Annotated in this window: 21 protein-coding genes; 7 read left to right on the top strand and 14 right to left on the bottom strand. The window is 58.7% G+C overall.

The features are described 5' to 3' along the window. The first annotated feature begins 52 nt into the window (after nucleotides 1-52). The 5 genes from J2X71_RS09275 to J2X71_RS09255 are packed head-to-tail and all read left to right on the top strand — an operon-like array spanning nucleotide 53 to nucleotide 5,007. A complete protein-coding gene (locus J2X71_RS09275) occupies nucleotides 53-574 on the top strand; it encodes a hypothetical protein (protein WP_310381512.1) in 522 nt (173 codons plus the stop codon). Further along, nucleotides 571-1,740, top strand: a complete 1,170-nt coding sequence (locus tag J2X71_RS09270) for a methyltransferase domain-containing protein (protein ID WP_310381510.1) — start codon at nucleotides 571-573, stop codon at nucleotides 1,738-1,740. The genes J2X71_RS09275 and J2X71_RS09270 overlap by 4 nt, the downstream gene beginning before the upstream one ends. Next, nucleotides 1,737-4,097: a SpoIIE family protein phosphatase gene (locus J2X71_RS09265; RefSeq protein WP_310381508.1), complete on the top strand. Its 2,361-nt coding sequence runs from the start codon at nucleotides 1,737-1,739 to the stop codon at nucleotides 4,095-4,097. Before J2X71_RS09270 ends, J2X71_RS09265 begins: the two co-directional genes overlap by 4 nt. A 3-nt stretch (nucleotides 4,098-4,100) precedes the next feature. Then, nucleotides 4,101-4,661, top strand: coding sequence for a slr1658 superfamily regulator (locus J2X71_RS09260; protein ID WP_310381506.1), 561 nt, complete (start codon nucleotides 4,101-4,103; stop codon nucleotides 4,659-4,661). Nucleotides 4,662-4,668: 7 nt separating this feature from the next. Further along, complete coding sequence (locus J2X71_RS09255; protein WP_310381503.1) at nucleotides 4,669-5,007, top strand: slr1659 superfamily regulator; 339 nt, start codon at nucleotides 4,669-4,671, stop codon at nucleotides 5,005-5,007. A gap of 100 nt (nucleotides 5,008-5,107) precedes the next feature. On the opposite strand, the gene J2X71_RS09250 is transcribed toward J2X71_RS09255, so the two are convergent. Then, entirely contained in the window at nucleotides 5,108-6,004 is an 897-nt protein-coding gene (locus J2X71_RS09250; protein WP_310381501.1) for a DMT family transporter, read from the bottom strand. Nucleotides 6,005-6,087: 83 nt separating this feature from the next. Between J2X71_RS09250 and J2X71_RS09245 the strand changes: the two genes are divergently transcribed. Beyond that, nucleotides 6,088-7,014: a LysR family transcriptional regulator gene (locus tag J2X71_RS09245; protein ID WP_310381499.1), complete on the top strand. Its 927-nt coding sequence runs from the start codon at nucleotides 6,088-6,090 to the stop codon at nucleotides 7,012-7,014. A gap of 221 nt (nucleotides 7,015-7,235) precedes the next feature. On the opposite strand, the gene J2X71_RS09240 is transcribed toward J2X71_RS09245, so the two are convergent. The 13 genes from J2X71_RS09240 to J2X71_RS09180 all read right to left on the bottom strand — a co-directional run bounded on the left by J2X71_RS09240 (nucleotide 7,236) and on the right by J2X71_RS09180 (nucleotide 18,986). Beyond that, nucleotides 7,236-8,228 (bottom strand): dihydroxyacetone kinase subunit DhaK, encoded by a 993-nt coding sequence (locus J2X71_RS09240; protein WP_310381497.1) that lies wholly within the window; start codon nucleotides 8,226-8,228, stop codon nucleotides 7,236-7,238. A gap of 59 nt (nucleotides 8,229-8,287) precedes the next feature. Beyond that, nucleotides 8,288-8,698 carry a hypothetical protein gene (locus tag J2X71_RS09235; protein ID WP_310381495.1) on the bottom strand — a complete coding sequence of 137 codons (411 nt, stop codon included), beginning with the start codon at nucleotides 8,696-8,698 and terminating at the stop codon, nucleotides 8,288-8,290. A 1-nt stretch (nucleotide 8,699) separates the two neighbouring features. Beyond that, nucleotides 8,700-10,280 (bottom strand): putative PEP-binding protein, encoded by a 1,581-nt coding sequence (locus tag J2X71_RS09230; protein WP_310381493.1) that lies wholly within the window; start codon nucleotides 10,278-10,280, stop codon nucleotides 8,700-8,702. After that, nucleotides 10,264-10,608, bottom strand: a complete 345-nt coding sequence (locus J2X71_RS09225; RefSeq protein WP_310381492.1) for an HPr family phosphocarrier protein — start codon at nucleotides 10,606-10,608, stop codon at nucleotides 10,264-10,266. Before J2X71_RS09225 ends, J2X71_RS09230 begins: the two co-directional genes overlap by 17 nt. Beyond that, nucleotides 10,608-11,006: a dihydroxyacetone kinase phosphoryl donor subunit DhaM gene (gene dhaM / locus J2X71_RS09220; protein WP_310381490.1), complete on the bottom strand. Its 399-nt coding sequence runs from the start codon at nucleotides 11,004-11,006 to the stop codon at nucleotides 10,608-10,610. Before dhaM ends, J2X71_RS09225 begins: the two co-directional genes overlap by 1 nt. Next, entirely contained in the window at nucleotides 11,003-11,593 is a 591-nt protein-coding gene (gene dhaL, locus J2X71_RS09215) for a dihydroxyacetone kinase subunit DhaL (RefSeq protein WP_310382176.1), read from the bottom strand. The genes dhaM and dhaL overlap by 4 nt, the downstream gene beginning before the upstream one ends. A gap of 48 nt (nucleotides 11,594-11,641) precedes the next feature. Continuing rightward, nucleotides 11,642-13,282, bottom strand: coding sequence for a dihydroxyacetone kinase subunit DhaK (locus J2X71_RS09210; RefSeq protein ID WP_310381488.1), 1,641 nt, complete (start codon nucleotides 13,280-13,282; stop codon nucleotides 11,642-11,644). Nucleotides 13,283-13,333: 51 nt separating this feature from the next. Continuing rightward, a complete protein-coding gene (locus J2X71_RS09205) occupies nucleotides 13,334-14,338 on the bottom strand; it encodes an ABC transporter ATP-binding protein (protein ID WP_310381486.1) in 1,005 nt (334 codons plus the stop codon). Further along, on the bottom strand, nucleotides 14,331-15,428 hold the full coding sequence (locus tag J2X71_RS09200; RefSeq protein WP_310381484.1) for an ABC transporter ATP-binding protein: 1,098 nt from the start codon (nucleotides 15,426-15,428) through the stop codon (nucleotides 14,331-14,333). The genes J2X71_RS09205 and J2X71_RS09200 overlap by 8 nt, the downstream gene beginning before the upstream one ends. Nucleotides 15,429-15,431: 3 nt before the next feature. After that, nucleotides 15,432-15,644, bottom strand: coding sequence for a hypothetical protein (locus J2X71_RS09195; RefSeq protein ID WP_007814759.1), 213 nt, complete (start codon nucleotides 15,642-15,644; stop codon nucleotides 15,432-15,434). Then, entirely contained in the window at nucleotides 15,641-16,594 is a 954-nt protein-coding gene (locus tag J2X71_RS09190; protein ID WP_113185064.1) for a carbohydrate ABC transporter permease, read from the bottom strand. The genes J2X71_RS09195 and J2X71_RS09190 overlap by 4 nt, the downstream gene beginning before the upstream one ends. Next, nucleotides 16,591-17,559, bottom strand: a complete 969-nt coding sequence (locus tag J2X71_RS09185; protein ID WP_310381481.1) for a sugar ABC transporter permease — start codon at nucleotides 17,557-17,559, stop codon at nucleotides 16,591-16,593. The genes J2X71_RS09190 and J2X71_RS09185 overlap by 4 nt, the downstream gene beginning before the upstream one ends. A 101-nt stretch (nucleotides 17,560-17,660) precedes the next feature. Then, nucleotides 17,661-18,986, bottom strand: a complete 1,326-nt coding sequence (locus J2X71_RS09180) for an ABC transporter substrate-binding protein (protein WP_310381479.1) — start codon at nucleotides 18,984-18,986, stop codon at nucleotides 17,661-17,663. A 328-nt stretch (nucleotides 18,987-19,314) separates the two neighbouring features. Between J2X71_RS09180 and mug the strand changes: the two genes are divergently transcribed. Continuing rightward, nucleotides 19,315-19,860, top strand: coding sequence for a G/U mismatch-specific DNA glycosylase (gene mug, locus J2X71_RS09175; protein ID WP_310382175.1), 546 nt, complete (start codon nucleotides 19,315-19,317; stop codon nucleotides 19,858-19,860). Nucleotides 19,861-19,991 lie beyond the last annotated feature (131 nt).

The raw sequence follows: 19,991 nt of genomic DNA, 5'->3' as shown, positions 1-19,991 counted from the left end.
CAACGTGTTCTAAAAGATGGCATGCGCCACCCATGTACCAACGGAGGATGTATTGGAAGAGATAGCAACCAGCATCGATCGCCATGCATTCACCCTCATGTTGTCGCTGGAAATGGATGTCGCATTGGTGAAATCCGAATGGAGATTTTGCGACAGGATTACCGAGTATCTCTCCGACATTCTCGGCCAAGGACATACCGACCCCGCCCGATATTCGAATTTTCTTTCGGTCGCGGCAAACGAGCTCGTTGAACTTGCTTTCCGCTGGTCGGGTCAATCAGGTTTGATGAGTTTCAGTCTCCATCGAAACGCCACAACAAATCGCCTGACGATTGAACTCCCCTATCAGGACCTGTCCGGTGGTCGTCACAAAAGTGCGAGCCTGATCGAGCTCCGGCCTCCCCTCGCGGCTGAGGCAGGAGAAGCAGGAGACGGGAAGGCGTTCACGGCCGATACGACGGCGCTGCTCGGAGATTTGGCGACAATATTCCGCTCAGCGATCCGGATTGAGACAGACGGTGTGGAGAGCACGAAGATCGTCGCGGATTTCCCCTTGGCCGAGGACTTTCAATGAGCCACGACGCATCCTTCGCAGTTCGTTTTGATCCGACAAACCAAGAGCTGGTTTTGTCTGGCAAGATACGGCCAAAAGGTGCCGCAGAAATCGCCGATGCCCTATCGCTGATGCAGCAAAGCCTGGAAAGGTATAGCGGGGTCGTCTACCTCAATGTCAAACGTCTGACGCATATCAACATGACGGCCTTTTCCGCCCTGGCCGATATCCTCATGGAAAGCTGCCGGACGAGACCGGAGCGGAAGATCGTCATTGTGACCTCGAGCGTGATGGCGTGGTCGGCTCCGGTTTTTGAAAAGCTGGCCAAACGCTACCCCAACCTGACGGTGGAAGTTTACGACTCGGCCTTTTATCCGGGTCAGAGCTTTGTGGAAGACGAGCAGTTCATTCCCATTCTCCGTACTCAGACTAAAATGACATGGAGGCACGAGAGAGAACTATTGCCTCGTCACGGTCTCCGGAGTGGTCTTGTCGTTGCGGACATCTGCTGCGGGATTGGTGATTTCGCAGCCTTGGTTCAACGGGAATTTAAGCCGTCCCGCCTTGTCGCTCTGGACCACTCGGTGCGCAGCCTGGACTACGCTCGTAGAGTGGCTGCGGACTTCGATTTGAAGGAAATCGAATACACCTATGGCGATGCGTCCCAGATGCTGCTTCGGGACAATCAATTCGACTTTGTAACGTGCCGGCATTCCCTCCAGATTTTCGACCGTCCCGAGATGCTGCTGCGCGAGCTCTACCGTATCTGCAAACCCGGCGGCCGGGTCTACATTACAAACGAGAAAAACTCGCATTGCCTGGGCGAGCCACATGCGGAGACGATCAAGTGGACGTATGAAGAAGTCGCCAAATTGTTCAGGCACTTCGACATGGACGTCGAGATGGGGCCGAAAAGCCGTCACCTGCTCGCAGACGCGGGCTTCGACGCGATCAAGGTCGATGCTTTCATGGTAACCAACCTTGACGGCGATCCTCAGGACTTCGCCGACATCATCGAAGCCTGGGAAAACGTCTACGCGGGCCAGATGGCTGTCCGACGGGGGGACACACCGGAGTTCATTCGCAGGTTCAGGCAGGGATTTAAAGACCACGTTTTCGCGGCCCTTCATCCGAAGGGTTACGCGGGCTGGCCGATCTGGGCGGCGTCCGGCCGAAAGCCGCTATGATGAACAGGATATCTTCGAAAAGACCGATCAAGCTGGGTTCATTCCGCGCAAAGTTCATTTTGGTTGTCGGCGGAGCAGTCCTCTTTGATCTGCTGGTGAGCGGAGGATTGGCACTCTGGAACGTCCAACGGCTGTCACGCGACGCGACGCTGGAGGTCGGGCAAGGCCTCGAGGCAGCAAGCCAGGAATACATCGGGACATATGCCGATTCCACCGCTGCCCAGGTCAGTTTGCTGTTACGGCAGGTTCACAACGATGTTGGCACGCTGGCAGGCGTGCTTCAGGCACAAATCGATGATCCCGAGCGCAATTTAGACGTCGGTGCGGCGATCGCTCGAACCTCTCCCGACAGCGTCCGCCTCGCTTATGACCAGAAGGGGAACTGGTCTCAAAACATTCCGGGCTCTGTCTCCGTAGTGAGCGTTTGGGGCTACCTGCTGAGGCCTGACCATAGTCCAAGACCTGACGTCGAGGCCGACATCCAGGCGAGCGCGGTTCTGGACATCGTAGCGCCGAGTTTGCTGCAACACGGTTCTTCCAAGCTCCAGATGTATTACATTGGCCCGAAAGAAAGGCCAATTTTCAGAACCGCACCGTATACGGATCAGGCTCAGACTTTCGACCGTCTTTATCCCGGTCACAACGATGCAAATTTCTGGGACTTCTTTTTTCCAGGGCTCTACGAGTCTTGGCAGAGCTGGGCCACAAATCGGAATGCGCGGCCGGTCGCAGACGATATCACTCAGACAGCTCCATATACCGATGCGATTACCGGGAAACTCATCGTGAGTTTCTTTCATCCTCTATGGACAGCCGACAGGAAGGACGTCGCCGGCACGGCTGGCGCGGACATCACGCTCGACCAACTCGCGCAGACTGTTGAAAATGTTAAAGTGGCCCAATCCGGGTTTGGCTTCCTCGCAATGTCCGACGGAAATGTCGTCGCGATCAACCATACAGGCGAAGAGACTCTCGGCCTGCGATCCGCGAGCGATGCGAGCGGAACAGGCGTGACCGGACTGGAGCGGTCGTTGAAGGGAAGCTCCCAACCCGAAATTGCAAAAATGGCGCTAGACCGAGAACAGGGCATCCAACACCTATTGTTGGAACGGGACGGGCAAAAAGTCCCCTACATCGTGATCGTGAAGAAACTGCCACCGACCAATCTCTGGTCCAGCGGCCCGGTCCGTCAAGAGGCGATGTCCCTCGTGCTGGCTGTACCCGAGCGGGAAATCGATGCTTCCCTATACGCGGCGCAAGCCAAGATTTCCGAAGCCACGAACCGCATCGTACTCTATCAGATCCTGGCAATCGCAATGTCGCTGGCAATCGTGACCCTCGCGGTGCTTGCCGCCTCAAAGCGAATAACGAGTGGTATCAGTGCCCTCGCAGATGCCGCGAGAAGGATCCAGACGAAGGACTACTCGGTACGGGTTGCCATCGCCAGCAAAGACGAGGTTGGCGAGGCCGGAGAAGCATTCAACAGGATGGCGGAAGAGATCAGCTTCCACACGGAAAATCTCGAGCAACTTGTTGAAGAGCGAACGGCCCAGATCGAAGATGCAAAGGAAGAGATCTCAACGTTGAACGCGCAGCTTCAGCGCGAAAATCGACGGCTTGGGACAGAACTGGCCGTCGCCGAGAGAATCCAGTTGATGGTGCTGCCATTGCATCAGGAACTTGACGAACTGCAGACGCTGGAAATAGCGGCATACATGAGACCCGCCGAGGAGGTCGGCGGCGACTATTACGATGTCTTGAAAAGCGGCAATCGTTTGAAAATCGGCATTGGCGACGTCGCCGGGCACGGGCTCGAAAGCGGAGTGTTGATGTTGATGGTCCAGTCGGTCGCTCGCGCACTGCAGGAGGCAGGCAATGTCGATGCGGTGAAATTTCTCACTGACCTGAATAGCGCTCTTTTCAAGAATATCGTGAGAACCAAGATCGACAAGCACCTCACTTTGGCATTCCTCGACTACGACGGGAAAGAAATGATCCTGTCTGGCCAGCACGAAGAGGTGATCGTAATACGGGCGAGCGGCGAGATCGAACGTATCGATACGATGGATTTGGGAATACCGATCGGACTGCAGGCCGATATTTCCACGTTCATCAATACCCGCAGGATAGCGTTTGAGAAGGGCGACCTCATTCTTCTCCACACAGACGGCGTGACGGAAGCCGAAAACGACGCTGGAGAACTGTTTGGCATTGACCGTCTGTGCCTTGAGGCACTTCGCCTCAAGAACGAAAGTGCCGACAAAGTCGTCTCCGAAATCGTTGCGGCATTAATGCATTTTATCGGGTCACAAAAGATCCACGACGACATCACACTTCTCGCAATAAGACATAGGTGACGCATGACACCAACGTTATATGGGATCGAATCTCTGGCAAATGAGAACCTGGATGCAAGCACGCGTCTGACATTGCGCGATGGACCGCTTCAACTCGGGTGGAAGCATTCGGGGATGACATCGGACTTCATCGCAGAAGTAATGGCTCTCCCGTATTCTCAGTCAAGGAAAGCGTACACGCAAGCGCATCACGACATCGGATATCTCAGCAATGAGCTAATCGAAAATGCCGTCAAATTTCGACAACCCGGAGAAATCCTCATCGAAGCCGGGATATCGGACGATTGTTTTTTCATGAGGACAACGAACAGTATCGATAGCGCATCGTCATCTCGTCTTCAGCAGCTGCTGCACCGACTTCGGTCGAGGGAACCCGGCGAGCTTCTTCTCGAACGGATCGAAAGCAATGCAATATCGGAAGGGAGCGGATCCGGTCTGGGATTGCTCACCCTCCTAAGCGATTACGATGCAAAAATGGCATGGGCATTCGAAGAAGCCAACGACCACCATTTCAAACTGACGACGACTGCATTGGTGGCGTTGCCGCCCTCCTCCAAGCTGTGAGCGAAAAATGGAAATCAGCGACGAAAATTTCCGCGTATGGGCAGAAAACACCGAGGTATATTTCGATGGTATATTTCGGCTGGCGGGACCCGACGCCTACGCGCCCATTCATTCGATGGTACTGGGGCTGCTCCATGAAGGGCACAAACAAGTCACGTTCAATTTGACGGGTCTCGAATTCCTCAACTCCTCCGGCATAAACCTACTTGCCAAACTGACCATCGAGGCCAGGAAAATGGACGAGCTGCAGCTCGTTGTGAAAGGCACCAACCAATATCCCTGGCAGGCGAAATCGCTTCCGAATCTGAAAAAATTGCACCCGCTGCTTGATTTGCGCCTAGCGTAACGGTTCGCTGCGAAGACAGGGACAAGGCCATCACGACTCCCGGTGAGCGAGGCAATGCACCGACCCGTCCATAGGCGGTGCCGGCGCCCGCAAATGGAGGCTACCTCCGCCGCATGACATTGACGATGAGAACACCTGCGATCGCCAACATTCCACCAGCTGCACCAATTGTCGTTGGCGTTTCGCCCAGCCAGGTAAACCCGATCAGTGTTGCTGTCGGCGGCACGCCATAGAGGAAATTCGTGGCACGCGCGGCCGGAAGCCGCTTCAGGGCAACCGCCCAGGTCACATAGGCAACCACCGTCGGGAAAACCACCAGATAGGCAACGTTTGAAATGACGATCGTCGGGGCAACAGCCAGAGCCTTGACGGTGGCGGGTATCGCCGGGAGGAGTGGAAGCGAACCGAGAAATAGAACCCAGGCGGTCACCGTCAACGCCGGCAAGCGGGCGAGAACAGGCTTCTGCAAGACGCTTGCAACTGCCGAACAGAGGGCAGCGCCAAGAATTAGAATAGCGTTGAGGTCGAGGCCGAAGCCGTCGGCGGCGGAAGCGGCGATCAATGCCACGCCTGCAAACGATACGGCGGTACCGACCCATCCCCATAGGCCGAAGCGCTCGCCAAGGAAGAGGGTGGCGATCAGCGCGGTGAAGATCGGCATGGTGTTGATGATGAAACTTGCCGGTCCCGCCGGCACGGTTTGTTCGCCGGTATTGAGGAGCACCGCGTAAGTGGCAATGAACAAGACGGCAGCAACGGAAATCCGGGCAAGATCGGCCCCTTTCAGTGGGGTCCAGCGAAATGCCAGATAGCAAACAGCAATCAGGCCGGCCGGCACATAACGGGCGGTCGCGAGCTCGACAGGCGTCAACGGCCCGAGACAGACGCGGATGACGACAAAAGAGGATGCCCAAAAGGCGATCGTCACGACAATCGCCAAAAAGGCAACAAGATCGAACCCTGCCTTGTCTTCCGGATCTCCAACCACCGTCGCCATGTTTGCCCCCATGCTTGCGTGCGCCGAATTAAGCGTCTCCTTTCCGGCTTGAAAAGCACCGCAATCGATGATCTGGTGTGTCCATGGTTCACAGCTCGCAAAGTCTCCCGCCACTCGATACGCTCGAAGCTTTTTCCCGAGCCGCGCGCCTTGGATCCTTTTCCGCTGCCGCCGAAGAAGCCGGCATCACCCATGGGGCGGTTTCCAGACAGATCTCGCGCCTGGAGCGGTGGCTGGGCGTTCGGCTGTTCGCCCGTCAGGCGCGGGGCGTCGCTCTTACACCGGAAGGCATCCGCTTCTTTGCTCGCGCCGAGGAGGCGCTTGCCCTGCTCAGTGGGGCTGACGAGCGATGGATCCCGCGGCGGCACAAGACGACGGTGCGCCTTTCACTCACGCCGTCCGTCGCGTCCTTGTGGCTATTTTCGCGATTGGGAAAGCTGGAACTCGACGACATTCACATCGAACTCTTCCTGGAGCACAGGCTTGCCGATCTCGGCGAGGGAACGGATCTTGCCATTCGGTGCGGAAGAGGCCCCTGGGCCGGCGTTCGTGCGACACCGCTCTGGCAGGAGAAATCCTTTCCGGTCGCTGCACCGTCGCTTGCAGGGCAACTGGCTGGGAACTGCGACGCTCGATCGCTCCTCAAGATGCCGATCCTGCATGATTCGACCATCGAGGGCTGGCGGCGCTGGCTCGCGGCCGAGGACATCGACTATCTGCCGCGCGGGCAGGATCGTCGTTTCGAGGATTACAACCTCGTCATCGACGCCTGCGTCCAGGGCGTCGGCATCGCGCTCGCCCGCCCCCCGTTATCGGACGCAGCCATTGCGTCGGGTCGACTGGTTGCTGTCTCCGAAAGAGCGTTGGACCATCACGTCTCGTTTCATATTGTGCGGCCCGACGGACCTTTGAGCGGGCCAGCGACGGAACTTGCCAGACGCCTCCTTCAGGAAGCCGGGCATGCCGAGGCTGCAATCGGCGCTTTCATAGCGCCGGCCAAGAGGGCCTAGTCCCCCCGCAACGATCCAGTTGCTACCCGAGCAGAGTTGGGACAAGGCATCGGCCAGCGCCAGACGCTTGGTCGCCTTGATGGAATTCGAACCTGCCATAGGCTCGTGCCTCGATTGACGCTTCCGTAAATTGCCGATGATTTTGGCGCGAGAGGCATAATATGATTTACGGATCCTCCGCGAAGAATTTACCACCAGAAAACCGGCTGATCACGAGGTGCCTAGCACCTCCAGCGCAATGCAGCGGTAGCAACAGGCGAATCCCATAGAGAAAGCTCCTCGTCCGTGAGGAAGGCGAGTGTGATGGAAAGGCCCTGCATGTCGAGCGAAGTGGCGTAGGTGCCGACAAGCGAGCGCTCGACCCGCAGGCCGTGTTCCGACATGATGTGAAGGGCAGAGTTGTAGGCGAGATAGAGTTCAGCAGGCGGCGTGCCGCCAAGTCCGTTCACCAGAAGCAATGCTCTGTCTGTGCTTCGGCTGGTATCGCTGAGGATCGTCTCGCTGAGATACCTGACGATAGTGTCAGCGTCGGAGAAGCGCTCTCTCGAATGACCCGGCTCCCCATGAATGCCGACGCCCATTTCCACCTCGTTCGGCCCGAGCGCGAAGGTTGTACGCTGGGTGTCCGGCACGGCGACACCGGTCAGGGCAACGCCCATCGACCGGATGCGTGAGGAGAGGCTATCGCCAAAGGCTTTTAGTTCCGAAAGGGATCGACCCTGCTCGGCAGCCGCTCCGAGCAGCTTTTCAGTGATGAGCGTGCCGGCAACCCCACGTCGCCCGCGACCGTCGCCGCCCCTCGTTGTTTCGATGTCGTCGCAGGCAAGGACGATTTCAATTTTATGCCGGTCCGAGGCCATCTCCGACGCCATTTCGAAGTTCATGACGTCGCCATCATAGTTCTTGACGACGAGCAAACAACCGGCGCCGGTGTCTGCTTCCTCTATCGCGCTGACGATCTGGCTGGGCGTGGGCGATGTGAAGATATATCCGACGCAGGCAGCATCGAGCATGCCGCGACCGATGAAGCCGATATGCATTGGCTCATGGCCGGCCCCACCACCAGAAATGATTGCGACCTTGCCAGGAACCAGTTCACGGCGGCGTATACATTTACGGTCGGCGCCAAACACAACGAACTCCTGATGGGCGCGCACAAAGCCTTCGATGCTTTCGGCGACCATGGTCTCCGCTGTGTTCATGAATTTCTTCATCAAGCCCCTCCCAAGGCGATGATCATGCCAATCCGTTTGCATATGCCACAAGGGCTTGCTTAATCCGGCAACCCTGAAATTGCGGCAATCTTCTGCACCAGATCGGCAATCGCTTCCTCCAGCAGCCGGTTGCGTCTCTCGTCGCCGAAATCGGGCACCATCAGCGAAATGTGCCGCAGTTTTTCCGAGGCGCCAAGTTCCGGCAGCTTGCCTGGATGTGCAGCTTGATAAGCATCCAGAAAGCGCTCCTGTTCAGCGGCACTGAAATGACACACCCGGAAGATCGTCGCGAGATGCCGGGCAGGAAGCGGCGTTGCATAGGTCGGGCTCGTTATCTGCGTGACGAAACTGCGATGTTTGCCAAGTTCCGTCGCGAGCCGCTGGCGTGTTCCAGAAGGCCTGTTGTCGATGATTTGCGCCAGAATGGACTTGTAGGCGATAATGGCGTCTTCCGTGTCTTCGCGCGCCATCCTATTCTCCGGCTGCCTTTGTCCCATCTGCCTTCAGGCCGACGATTGCCGATCTTATCGCGGGAAGTTGGGCGGGTGCCACGGAAAAATGGCGTATGCCTGCGGCAAGCAGATCCGCGGTCAGGGATGGATCCCCGGCCATGTCGCCGCAGATGCTGACCGGTTTGCTTCCAGCGAGTTTTATGGCCTGGGTGAGTAGGCGCAGTACAGCCGGCACCGCCTTGGCCTGGTAAAGCGTAAAGTCGGCATTCTCGCGTGACGAGGCGACAAGATATTGCGCAAGGTCGTTCGTTCCGAACGAAAAGAAGTCAGCGCTTTCGAACTCGTCCAGCATGAGCGCGGCAGCCGGGACCTCTACCATCATTCCGATGGGAGGCATGCGATGCGGCACACCGCGTCGGGCGAGCGCGTCGGATTCTTCCCGATAGATCTGTCTGACATCATCGACGTCGGATGGAAACATCACCATCGGCAGCATAATGCGAAGACTGCCGAAGACTGCCGCGCGCAAAAGCGCGCGGGCTTGAACACGCGCGATCTCCGGCCGGGCAAGCAGAAGACGGATACCGCGTAGCGAGGGTACTTCGGCAAGTCCAGCGAGTGGCTTGTCGCCTCCTATATCCAGCATGCGAATTGTCGTTGACCGGCCATCTGCCCAATCCAGCAGCCGGCGGTAGATTGCAAACTGCTTTTCTTCGTTTGCGGCATCTCCAAGCGATGTCAGTGCAAATTCCGAGCGCATCAACCCGATGCCGGCGGTTGTCGCAACATCGATCGCATCGACTTCGTCGGGAGCGTTGACGTTGACGGCCAGCAGGACCTGCGAGCCGTCGGCGGTGTACAAAGTGCCGTTGTCGGCCGTCGATGCCATGCTTGTCAGGCGATGGCCGAGCGGAGCCGGCGTCGCCCCCTGCTTGGCTATCTGAAGCATGATGATACCTGAATCGCCATCAACCCCAATATGTTGTCCCTTTTCAGTCGCGAAGCGACCGGCGCCGATGACCATCGGGACCGAGCGAGACCTGGCAAGCAGCGCCACATGGCCGACTGCGCTGCCCGCATAAAGAGCGATACCCCCACCGGCCGACCAGTCATGTGCCAAGAAGCGACTGGGCTCCATGTCTTTTCCAACATAGATGGAGCCGGCCGGAAAGTCGTCGATCGGCGCCCCGGTCAGGATCGACAGGACGCGATTCTTGACGTCGAGAATATCGACGGCACGCGCCTGCACTTGGTCTTCCTCCGCGCATTCCAGTTCCCGGATATAGCCATCGAGTGTCCCGGCCCAGGCAAACGCCATATTTTCGCCCGCGTCGATCCGCGCGCCGGCCGTCTCCATCAGCGTCGGGTCCTCGAGCACTTCGATCTGAAACTCGATGATTTCTCCGCTCTCAGGGTCTGTCCCGGCCGCAATGTTGCGTAATTCGTGTATGGCCTTCTTGATGGCATCGCCGAGTTCGACATGGCCGGAAAGGCTCGATGGCGGCAACGCAGCAGCGGCCATCGGCCTCGCGACATAGGCCGGCCCGGTTGCAACGCCCGGCGATGCACCTATGGCTTTCAGACTAGGCGGTGCGGCCATGCTTCTTTTCCTCATCGAAGTTACGCTCGACGAGGCCTTTCAATGCGCGAATCGCTTCCTCGGCAAGGATCCCCTCGGCGCGAATCTTGAGCAATGATCCCTTACGGATCCTGGCACCCATGATCTTGATGATGCTCTTGCCATTCAGCCAGACATCGCTGCCGTTGATCGCGACTTCGATCGAGCAGGGAAACGACTTTGCAAGCCGCGTGAATGTAACCGAGGGCCGAGCATGCAGTCCAACGCCATGCTTGACCTCTACCTCCGTCTGGCAGTTGGCATGCATCTGTTCGCCCTCACGGCCTCCCATGCGCAATCCGCCGCTCATCAGGGTGATAGCTCCTCTGCCGTCGCAATCACCTTGCCCAGCGATGCGCCGCCGGAGGCCTCGGCCGCCGCGATAACAGCTCCCTCCACGACGGGTGCATTACAGATCGATACCAGCTTCGACCGCGGCAGGCCGAGCATTTCGACCGCCATTTCACTGTTGGTTTCAGCTCCACCAAGATCAACGAAGACGGCAACGCCTGCGTCCGACCAAGCCTCCTCGATGGCTTTGAGAATACCGCGGGCATCCGTCCCGAGTTCGCCGTGACTATTACCGCCCGACCAGGCAAGCGGCACACTGTCGCCGACCATCTGCCGCACCATGTCGGCAGTACCACGCGCAACCAAAGGCGAGTGGGAAACAATCACAATCCCAACGTTGGGCCTCTTCCCATTCATACAGGTCGGTACTCCTCGAGGTAGCGGCAGATCGCAGTTGTCAGCAGTGCACAACTTGAGGCGCCGGGATCGACATGACCGATCGACCGGTCTCCGAGATAGGAGGCACGCCCGCGCATGGCTCTCATCGCTGCCGTCAGCTCGGCAGAAAGTTCGGCCTGGCGCGCGATGTCCGTCAGAGGCAATCGATGTGCGAGCGCGTCCTGAACGGGATAGAGAACATCAAGAAGCGTCTTGTCCCCAGCATGTGAGCGGCCACGACGCGCGACGGCGTTGATCGCCTGTTTCAGCGCCGAAGGAAAATCCTTCTCCTCGTCCGGGGCACGGAGCTCGCGGCCCATCTCCATGAGCAACGTCCCGTAAAGCGGGCCTGCCGCTCCGCCGATGTTCATCACCAGCGTCAGGCCAATTTTCTCAAGCGCGTCAGGCAAGGGAAGGGCAGAAACGAAGGCGTCCTCGGCGCTCACCGCTTCGCAGCCGCGGCGCATGTTCGTTCCATGATCGCCATCACCAATGGCGCGATCAAGCGCACACAGGTGCTCGCTGTTTGCCGCGATCGTCGCACGGCAAGCTTCGATCAATCCCATGAGAAGAACCGGTTCAGCCAGCACCCGAAACCCTCCCGCCTGCAGAACTCATACGAGCGCTGCCATTACCTCGAATACGCCTGCCACGGCCACGGCACCCGGATCGGGCACACCTTCCAGATCCCTTTCGCCAACGTAGGAGGCACGACCGGCCTTGGCCTGTCGCATCGCTCTTGTCGACTGAGCACCTGCCGTCGCCGCTTTTGCCGCGGCTGCAACACCCTTCGATGAAAGGGCCGCAAGCGCGGGAGCCAGTGCGTCGACCATAGTGCGGTCGCCCACAACGGCGCCTCCATAGAACGTCATCCGATCAAGCCCGGCAAGCAGGGCAACGGCGATATCGTCCTTTTCGGCCATGGACTTGGATGCGGCCGTGAAGAAGATCGAGAGAAGAACGCCGCTGGAGCCGCCCATGCTCGTGCTCAGGATTTCGCCGATGGAGGCCATCGTCGCGGCAGGATCTTTCAAGGGAAGTGTGTCGATGCGGGCAAGAATGCTGCGGGCTCCGGTCGCAACGGTGGAGCCGGTATCGCCATCACCAACCCGGCCATCCAGGCGGTTGAGTTCGCTTTCGAGCGAGATCAGGTGCTCGCAAAGTGCGGTCAGGAGACGACGATTATCCCGATCTTCGCTGGCGGGCGCCGCTTCGCTCTGCGCCGACGCAGGTTGTGGCGCGGGAAGGATAGCGATCTCGTGTCGTTCGGTCGCGGGCGGCCAGGCATGGGGTTCGACGGCGGCCCTCAGGGCGGCTTCACGGTCGGCGTCCAGTCGAATGAGCGACAGCGAAAAGCCGTTCATGTTGAGAGCGGTCATCATCGGTGCCGGCCCAATGATCAACCGGACACGGTTGGCGATCGGTGACGACAGCACAGTGTTGGCGATGACGCCCATTTCGAGCGGCGGCACAGCGCCGAGATTGTTGATCAGCAGCGCATGATCTCCCGCACCATCGAGCTTCGCCGCCAGTCGCCCGGTCATCGTCGCGACCAGATCGGCAATCGGCTGCAAGGAAATACGCTCGACCCCGGGCTCGCCGTGAATACCGAGGCCGAGTTCGCCTTCGTTGGCGCCCAGTCGATCCTCATGCGTTTGGCCCGGCACGCTGCAGGTTGAAAGCGACATGCCGAGCGAAACGATGCCGCCCGCTGCGGCGGTCGCCAGGCCCGCCACCGTCTTGAGCCCGGCGCCGGCTTCGGCATGGTAGCCGGCGATCTTGTGCACGAACAGCGTGCCGGCAACGCCCCGTGGCTGGCTGATGCCGGGGATCGCGATATCATCGGCAACGATGACCATCTCGACGTCGAAACCTTCGGCACGGGCCTTTTCGGCGGCGAGACCAAAATTAAGGCGATCGCCGGTATAGTTCTTGACGACAAGCAGGACGCCCTTGGGGCCGGTTACGGCGCGGATCGCCGTCAGCACCGCATCGACGCTCGGCGAGGCGAAGATTTCGCCGGATACGGCTGCGGTAAGCATGCCCTTGCCGACGAAGCCTGCATGCGAAGGTTCATGTCCCGCCCCGCCGCCCGAGATAATGGCGACCTTCGACTTGTCCCAATCGGCACGCAGGATCACCTTGATTTCCGGGAACGTGTCGAGACGGGCAAGACGACCGGCGCTGCTTGTCTGGAGCAGACCGTCCAGGGCTTCGGTGACAATGGTTTCCCGGCGATTGAAGAAATGTTTCATGGAGACAGACCCGTCTTTTATGCCAGTGAGTTCGTTTCTTTCAGTTGCTTATCAAAGACGCTGACCGCTGGCGTCGAAATAGAGTGGATCGCGCAGCGTCAGGCTTATTCGATCACCCGGCCGGATCGCGAGATATGGATCGGCAAGCGTGACCAGCTTGTGGTCGCGCACCTTGATGTGAAGGTGGTTCTGGTCCCCCAGATGTTCGATCCAATCGATCTTCGCATCAGCGTTCTGATCGACGATGATATCAAGATGCTCGGTTCGCGCGCCGATCGTCTTCGTTCCCGGCGGCGGATTGGCACCGGGAAGAAGATCGGCCGGCAACAGGTTGATATGCGGCTGGCCAAGGCGCGCGGCGACATGAAGGCTGGCCGGATTGCCATAGATTTCGCGCGGCGTTCCGACTTGCAACAGTCGTCCTTCCGCGACAATGCCGATCCGATCCGCCATGGTCATCGCCTCGACCTGGTCGTGGGTTACATAGAGCAGGGTCGAGCCGAGTTCTTTCTGGATGCGCTTCAGTTCCAGGCGCAGTTCTGCGCGCAGTTTCGCATCGAGCGACGAGAGCGGTTCGTCCATCAGATAAATGGCGGGTCGGCGTACGAGCGCCCTGCCGATCGCAACGCGCTGCATTTCGCCGCCCGACAGACGCGTTGAACGGTTCTCCAGCTTGTGGTCGATCCTGACCATGCGCGCAATTTCGCGGACACGGCGGTCGATTTCTTCACTTGCAAGTCGGTGCGCCGGGGCCCGCAGCGGAAAGGCAAGGTTGTCGTAGACCGTCATATGCGGATACAGCGAGTATTGTTGAAAGACGAAGGCGACATCCCGTTCAGCGGGAGCTTCGCCTGCAACATTGCGGCCGCCGATTTCGATACGCCCAGCGTCGGGGTGCTCCAGTCCCGCAATAAGACGCAACGTGGTCGTCTTGCCAGCACCCGTCGGCCCGAGCAGAACGACGAATTCACCGTCTCGGATCGACAGGTTGAGATCGGCCAGAGCCTGAGTGTCACCGAAACGCTTATTGAGCCCCTTGAGAACGACGTCAGCCATGCTGAGCCTCCGAGTAGAGTGCCGAGGCAACAGCGCGGCCCGACTTGCAGTCGAACAGCGCGAGCTTTCCCGGATTGAGTTCAAGGCCAACAGTCTCGCCGATACGGAAATCGCGGTTTGCCGGAACGCGTGCCTTGATCACGCCGCTCGATGTCTCGATTGCCACGACCTGATTGGTTCCGAGATATTCGCTGCCATAGACGGCTCCGCGCAAGGGTGACGCGTCGCTGAGGCGGATATGTTCGGGCCTCACGCCGAGCGCAAGCTCCGCCTCGGCCATATCCTGGTGCACCTCGGGAATGCTGACGTCGACGCCGTTAAGCGATATCGACCGCGCTCCCGCCTTGAGGCCCGACGTGAAGCGCATGAAATTCATCGGCGGCGAGCCGATGAAATCTGCGACATACATGGTGGCTGGCTTGCTGTAGATTTCCTGCGGTGTGCCGAATTGCTCGATGACGCCATGGTTCATGACCGCGATCTTGTCGGCCATCGCCATCGCCTCATGCTGATCATGCGTCACGTAAACCGTCGTCGCGTGGATGCGGTTATGCAGTTCGCGCAGCTCATGGACCATCACCTCGCGGAATTCGGCATCCAGCGTGCCAAGCGGTTCATCCATCAGGAAACACTTCGGACGGCGCACGATCGCGCGGCCGAGAGCCACGCGCTGGCGGTCGCCGCCCGCAAGTCCGGAGACGGACCGGTTCAAGATATGATCGATCTGCAGCAGCCGCGCGGTCTCCTCGACGCGCTGGCGGATCTGCGCCTTCGGCATACCTTGCGACAGGAGTGGAAAGCCGATGTTCTTGCGCACATTCATATGGGGATAGAGTGCAAAAAGCTGGAAGACGAAGGCAATGTCGCGGGCGCTGGCGCGGTTGAAGGTGACATCCTCCCCATCAAGATAGATCTTGCCGCTGGTCGGCAATTCCAGGCCGGCGATCATGCGAAGCGTCGTCGTCTTGCCGCAGCCAGAGGGGCCGAGCAGCGCCAGGAACTCGCCGTCATGAATGACGAAGCTCGAATCCTGCACCGCCACGAAGCCGCCGAACTGCTTGCGGAGATTTTCTATCCTGATGTCCGCCATGGCTCACTCCGGAAACTTCGAGACGATGATGAACATGGCGGTGCCTGCGAGCAGCGTCACCAACGAATAGGTATAGAGCACGAGAAGGAACGGCTGGAAGAGCATGAGGAAACCGATGGCGATCAAGGCGGTCGCGATGTTCTCCATGGGGCCTCGGCGCAAAAAGAACGGGCGCTTCGGACGGGATGGGCGTGGGGTCTCGATGAGATGGGTCATTTGCGAACCGCTCCGAAAGTGATGCCGCGCAAGAGCTGCTTGCGCAGCAGAATGGTGAAGACGAGGATCGGGATCAGGAAGATCGTTGTTCCCGCAGCAACCGCAGGCCAGTCCTGGCCGCCTTCGCCGATGATGGTCGGGATGAATGGCGGTGCCGTCTGGGCTTCACCCGAGGTCAGCAATGCGACAAAGGCATATTCGTTCCAGGCAAAGATCAGGCAGAAGATCGCAGTGGCGGCGATGCCTGTGGTGGCCTGCGGCAGGACGACCTTCCAGAATGCCTGCAGCCGGGTGTAGCCGTCGATCATCGCAGCCTCTTCATATTCGCGCGGGATCTCGTCGATGAAGCCTTTAAGCAGCCAGACGGCGAGCGAGACGTTGACTGCCGTGTAGAGCAGGATCATGCCCAGCGCCGTGTCGGAGAGGCCAAGCTCGCGGTACATCAGATAGATCGGTATGGCGACCGCGATGGGCGGCATCATGCGCGTCGACAGGATGAAGAACAGAAGGTCGTCGGCGAGTGGTATCCTGAAGCGGGAGAAACCGTAGGCGGCCAAGGTTCCCAACGACACGGCCAGAAATGTCGAGCCGAAGGCAATCACCAGAGAATTGGCAAAACGCGGCAGGAAATTCGAGGGACCCGCAATGACCATGTTTCGCTTGCGGGTCACCTCATCACAGGTGCCGGTCGGTGCAGGCAGGGAGGCGATGTATTCCGGCGTCTGACGCGTTCTGGTCGTCAGCAGATTGCAGTAGCCTTCCAAGGTCGGCGTGAAGACGATCTTCGGAGGATAGCTGATGGAATCCGGCGGAGATTTGATACTGGTCAGGAAAATCCAGACAAGCGGGATCATCGTGATCAGGGCGTAGAGGATCACGATAGCACCGGCGATCCTCTTGCTGGTCGGGCTCGGCTCGACGACCGAATGGGCTGAGGTAACCGAGCTCATCGCTGCTTCACCTTGTTGAGTGCCTTGACGTAGATGTTTGCGAGACCGAACACGGCAACGAAGAGGACGATGGCAAAGGCCGACGCCCGTCCGGTTGCCCAGCTCTCGAAGGCGGCACGCTTCAAGGTGATGGAGGCAACCTCGGTGGTCGAGCCCGGGCCACCCCCTGTCAGCAGTGTCACCATGTCGAACATCTTGAAATTCTCGATGCCGCGAAACAGCACCGCAAGCATGATGAAGGGCAGCGCCATCGGCACGGTGATCGACCAGAATTGCCGCCAGGCGGAGGCGCGGTCCACCTCGGCCGCCTCATAGATATAGTCGGGGATGGAACGCAGGCCTGCCAGGCAGATCAGCATGACGTAAGGCGTCCACATCCAGGTGTCGACGATAATGATCGCCCACGGCGCAAGCGAAACGCTGCCGAGCATCTGGATGTCGGCTGTCGGGATGCCGGTGACCAGGGAAACGGCATAGGCGAAGAGACCGATCTGCGGCTCATAGAGGAAGCGCCAGAAGTTGCCGACGACGGCTGGAGACAGCATCATCGGGATCAGGATCAGCGTCGTCCAGAAGGCGTGGCCGCGAAACTTGCGGTCGATCAGATAGGCGAGCGTAAAACCGATGACGGTCTGCAGCAGGATCGTCCAGAAGACAAAGTGCGCCGTCGTCTGCATCGCCTGCCAGATGTCGGGGTCGTTGAGCACCCGCTCGTAATTGCCCAATCCAACGTTCAGGACCGGCGCATTCGGACGGTTGGCGCGATAATTCGTGAACGACAGATAGATCGCCCAGATCAGTGGAAAGATGTTGATGGCGAGAAGCAGGAGAATGGTGGGCGCGATAAATACCCAGGCGATCGCTCGATCGGATAGTCCGCGGACGCGGCGGGCAAGCGATGTCGGCGTCGCCCTTGCAGTTGCGTCTGCAGCCTTCTCGACCATAGAGGAAGAAGAAATGTTCAAGGTGTCACCTGGTCTTTGCGTATATGAGACACTTGGCGGCCCGGCAGTCTTGGCGAGCCGGGCCGCCATTCTGACAAGAAGGTTGTGCGTCCAGCCGGACACTAGATCTTGCCATCGTCCTTGAAGACTTCGGTCCAGTCCTTCACCAAGCCATCGAGCGCCTCTTGCGCGGTACCGTTGCCGGCCACGACATAGTTATGAACGCGCTTCTGCATGTCCTGGAGGAGTGTCGCGTAGCTCGGCTCGGCCCAGAAATCCTTCACGATCGCCATGGAGTCCAGGAAAGCCTGGGCATAGGGCTGGCTGGAAGCAAAGTCAGGAGCATTCACTACCGATTTCAGGCAGGAATAGCCGCCGAGCTGCCACCATTTCGCCTGCACCTCGGGCTGGGCGAACCACTTGATATACTGGAGAGCAGCGTCCTTCTTATCGGAATAGGAAACGACCGATATGCCCTGTCCGCCAAGCTGAGCGAAGTGCTTCTTTTCAGCCGGATTGGGGAAGAAACCGATCTTGTCGCCGCCCACCTTCTCGTCCTTGTAGAGGCCAGGCCAAGTGAAGGCGAAATTCATCTGCATCGCGACCTGGCCGGATTTGAAGGCATCAGCCGACTCGACCATGTAGACGTTGGAGCTGCCGGGCGGAGTGCAGCAATCATAGAGCGACTTGTAGAATTCCAGCCCCTTCACCGCATCGGGAGAATTGACGAAGCCTTTCATTTCATAGGGCTTTTCAGGGTTTTCGTACTGGAAACCCCAGTCATACAGCACGTTGGTCACGCCCATCGTGATGCCTTCGGAACCGCGCTCGGTGTAGATCGAAGCGCCGTAGACCGTCTTCCCGTCGATCTCACGCTTCTGGAAAAACTCGGCGATCTGCTTCAGCTCGTCATAGGTCTTGGGCGCGGTAAGATCGCGGCCATATTTTTCCTTGAATTCCTTCTGCAGTTCCGGCCGCTCGAACCAATCCTTGCGATAGGTCCAGCCGACCACGTCGCCCATGGCAGGCAGCGCCCAGTAGTTCGGCGTATTCTTCGGCCATTCCGAGTAACCAACCACCGTCGCCGGCACGAAGTCATCCATCTTGATGCCTTCCTTGTCGAAGAAATCGTTGAGTTTGACGTAGTGGCCGTTTTCAGCCGAGCCGCCGATCCACTGGCTGTCGCCGATGATCAGGTCGCAGAGCTTTCCGTGAGAGTTCAGTTCGTTGAGAAAGCGGTCGGCATAGCTGGTCCACGGCACGAACTCGAACTTCATTTCGGTGCCGGTTTTGGCGGTGAAATCTTTCGAGAGTTCGACAAGCGCGTTGGCCGGGTCCCAGGCCGCCCAGCAGAGTGTCAGTTGATCAGCTTTTGCAAGATTGGGCAGCGCCGACGACATGATGAATGCCGATGCCAGCCCGAGAAGGGCTTTCGATTTCTTTTGCATACGTTCCTCCCAGAACCAAAGCCGGCTCCCCGCCGACATGCAAGTCCACCAATTTCAGAGAATGCCTACATGAACTCCTCAACCCTCATGTTTAGCAATATGTTTAGTGATAGACGTTTTTATAAACATTGCAAGTAACAATCGTCACGGTCCTGTCACCGACCCCGAAACGATGCAGATTGCCGGCATGTCGAACAGTGCAAGATCCTGACGTGCCACGCCGACGGGCTGAAGCGTGATTGCCACGGGGTCAGAACGACGCTATGGGCGGGGGAACGCGCCGGGTATGATCGATCAATTGAAGGGAGATCGGCTGGTGTCTGCGCAGATGGATCGCGACGGGGATGTGAAACAAACGCCAGCCGGGCTTTCGGACGTGCTCGGCTTGGGCCTGTCCGTCGTTTTCTGTGGCCTGAACCCTGCACTGTCAGCAGTCCGGGACGGCCATAATTTCTCGTCTCCCAGCAACCGCTTCTGGAGGGTGTTACACCTTTCTGGCTTTACATCGCGCCTCTTGCGCGCCGACGAAGAGCAGGAACTGCTCCAGTATGGATGCGGCATCACGGCCGCCGTCTCGCGAGCCACGAAGAGCGCCAGCGAATTGCGGCTGGACGACTATAAAAAGGCAGCACCTCTGCTCGAAGCGAAGATAACCAAGTTCGCGCCGGCTAACCTCGCCTTTCTCGGCAAGGCTGCCTTCGCAGCGATTACCGCACGGGCGGACTGCGATTGGGGAAGGCAGAGCGAGCTATTCGCCGGCGCCAACACCTGGATTCTGCCGAACCCCAGCGGGCTTAACAGAGCTTTTACCCTCGATCGACTGACGGTGCATTACCGTGACTTGAGAGCCGAAACCCAGCCACGCGTCGGCTGAGTTCCAGCTGCGAGCCTACAGGCGAAAATACAGAACGAAGACGGCGCCGGCCTCATCGACAATGTCAACCGAAGCAATTTCGGCATAGCGATCCGAAGGAGAAAGGGAGAGCGCTGCCCCGGTGCTGGGCG

The sequence above is a fragment of the Rhizobium sp. 1399 genome (assembly GCF_031455475.1).
In the GTDB taxonomy this organism is placed as follows: domain Bacteria; phylum Pseudomonadota; class Alphaproteobacteria; order Rhizobiales; family Rhizobiaceae; genus Rhizobium.
The sequence above is the reverse complement of the archived record's forward strand: the minus strand, read 5'-3'. Positions and strand labels throughout refer to the sequence as shown.

Excerpts from the sequence above, each read along its gene's own strand:
- J2X71_RS09200 (WP_310381484.1), bottom strand. The coding sequence starts at position 15,428 with ATGGCGGACATCAGGATAGAAAATCTCCGCAAGCAGTTCGGCGGCTTC.
- J2X71_RS09250 (WP_310381501.1), bottom strand. The coding sequence starts at position 6,004 with ATGGCGACGGTGGTTGGAGATCCGGAAGACAAGGCAGGGTTCGATCTT.
- J2X71_RS09210 (WP_310381488.1), bottom strand. The coding sequence starts at position 13,282 with ATGAAACATTTCTTCAATCGCCGGGAAACCATTGTCACCGAAGCCCTG.
- J2X71_RS09255 (WP_310381503.1), top strand. The coding sequence starts at position 4,669 with ATGGAAATCAGCGACGAAAATTTCCGCGTATGGGCAGAAAACACCGAG.
- J2X71_RS09265 (WP_310381508.1), top strand. The coding sequence starts at position 1,737 with ATGATGAACAGGATATCTTCGAAAAGACCGATCAAGCTGGGTTCATTC.
- J2X71_RS09205 (WP_310381486.1), bottom strand. The coding sequence starts at position 14,338 with ATGGCTGACGTCGTTCTCAAGGGGCTCAATAAGCGTTTCGGTGACACT.
- J2X71_RS09245 (WP_310381499.1), top strand. The coding sequence starts at position 6,088 with ATGGTTCACAGCTCGCAAAGTCTCCCGCCACTCGATACGCTCGAAGCT.
- J2X71_RS09240 (WP_310381497.1), bottom strand. The coding sequence starts at position 8,228 with ATGAAGAAATTCATGAACACAGCGGAGACCATGGTCGCCGAAAGCATC.
- J2X71_RS09190 (WP_113185064.1), bottom strand. The coding sequence starts at position 16,594 with ATGAGCTCGGTTACCTCAGCCCATTCGGTCGTCGAGCCGAGCCCGACC.
- dhaM (WP_310381490.1), bottom strand. The coding sequence starts at position 11,006 with ATGAATGGGAAGAGGCCCAACGTTGGGATTGTGATTGTTTCCCACTCG.
- J2X71_RS09195 (WP_007814759.1), bottom strand. The coding sequence starts at position 15,644 with ATGACCCATCTCATCGAGACCCCACGCCCATCCCGTCCGAAGCGCCCG.
- mug (WP_310382175.1), top strand. The coding sequence starts at position 19,315 with ATGGATCGCGACGGGGATGTGAAACAAACGCCAGCCGGGCTTTCGGAC.
- J2X71_RS09270 (WP_310381510.1), top strand. The coding sequence starts at position 571 with ATGAGCCACGACGCATCCTTCGCAGTTCGTTTTGATCCGACAAACCAA.
- J2X71_RS09230 (WP_310381493.1), bottom strand. The coding sequence starts at position 10,280 with ATGGCCGCACCGCCTAGTCTGAAAGCCATAGGTGCATCGCCGGGCGTT.
- J2X71_RS09260 (WP_310381506.1), top strand. The coding sequence starts at position 4,101 with ATGACACCAACGTTATATGGGATCGAATCTCTGGCAAATGAGAACCTG.
- dhaL (WP_310382176.1), bottom strand. The coding sequence starts at position 11,593 with ATGGGATTGATCGAAGCTTGCCGTGCGACGATCGCGGCAAACAGCGAG.
- J2X71_RS09225 (WP_310381492.1), bottom strand. The coding sequence starts at position 10,608 with ATGAGCGGCGGATTGCGCATGGGAGGCCGTGAGGGCGAACAGATGCAT.
- J2X71_RS09180 (WP_310381479.1), bottom strand. The coding sequence starts at position 18,986 with ATGCAAAAGAAATCGAAAGCCCTTCTCGGGCTGGCATCGGCATTCATC.
- J2X71_RS09235 (WP_310381495.1), bottom strand. The coding sequence starts at position 8,698 with ATGGCGCGCGAAGACACGGAAGACGCCATTATCGCCTACAAGTCCATT.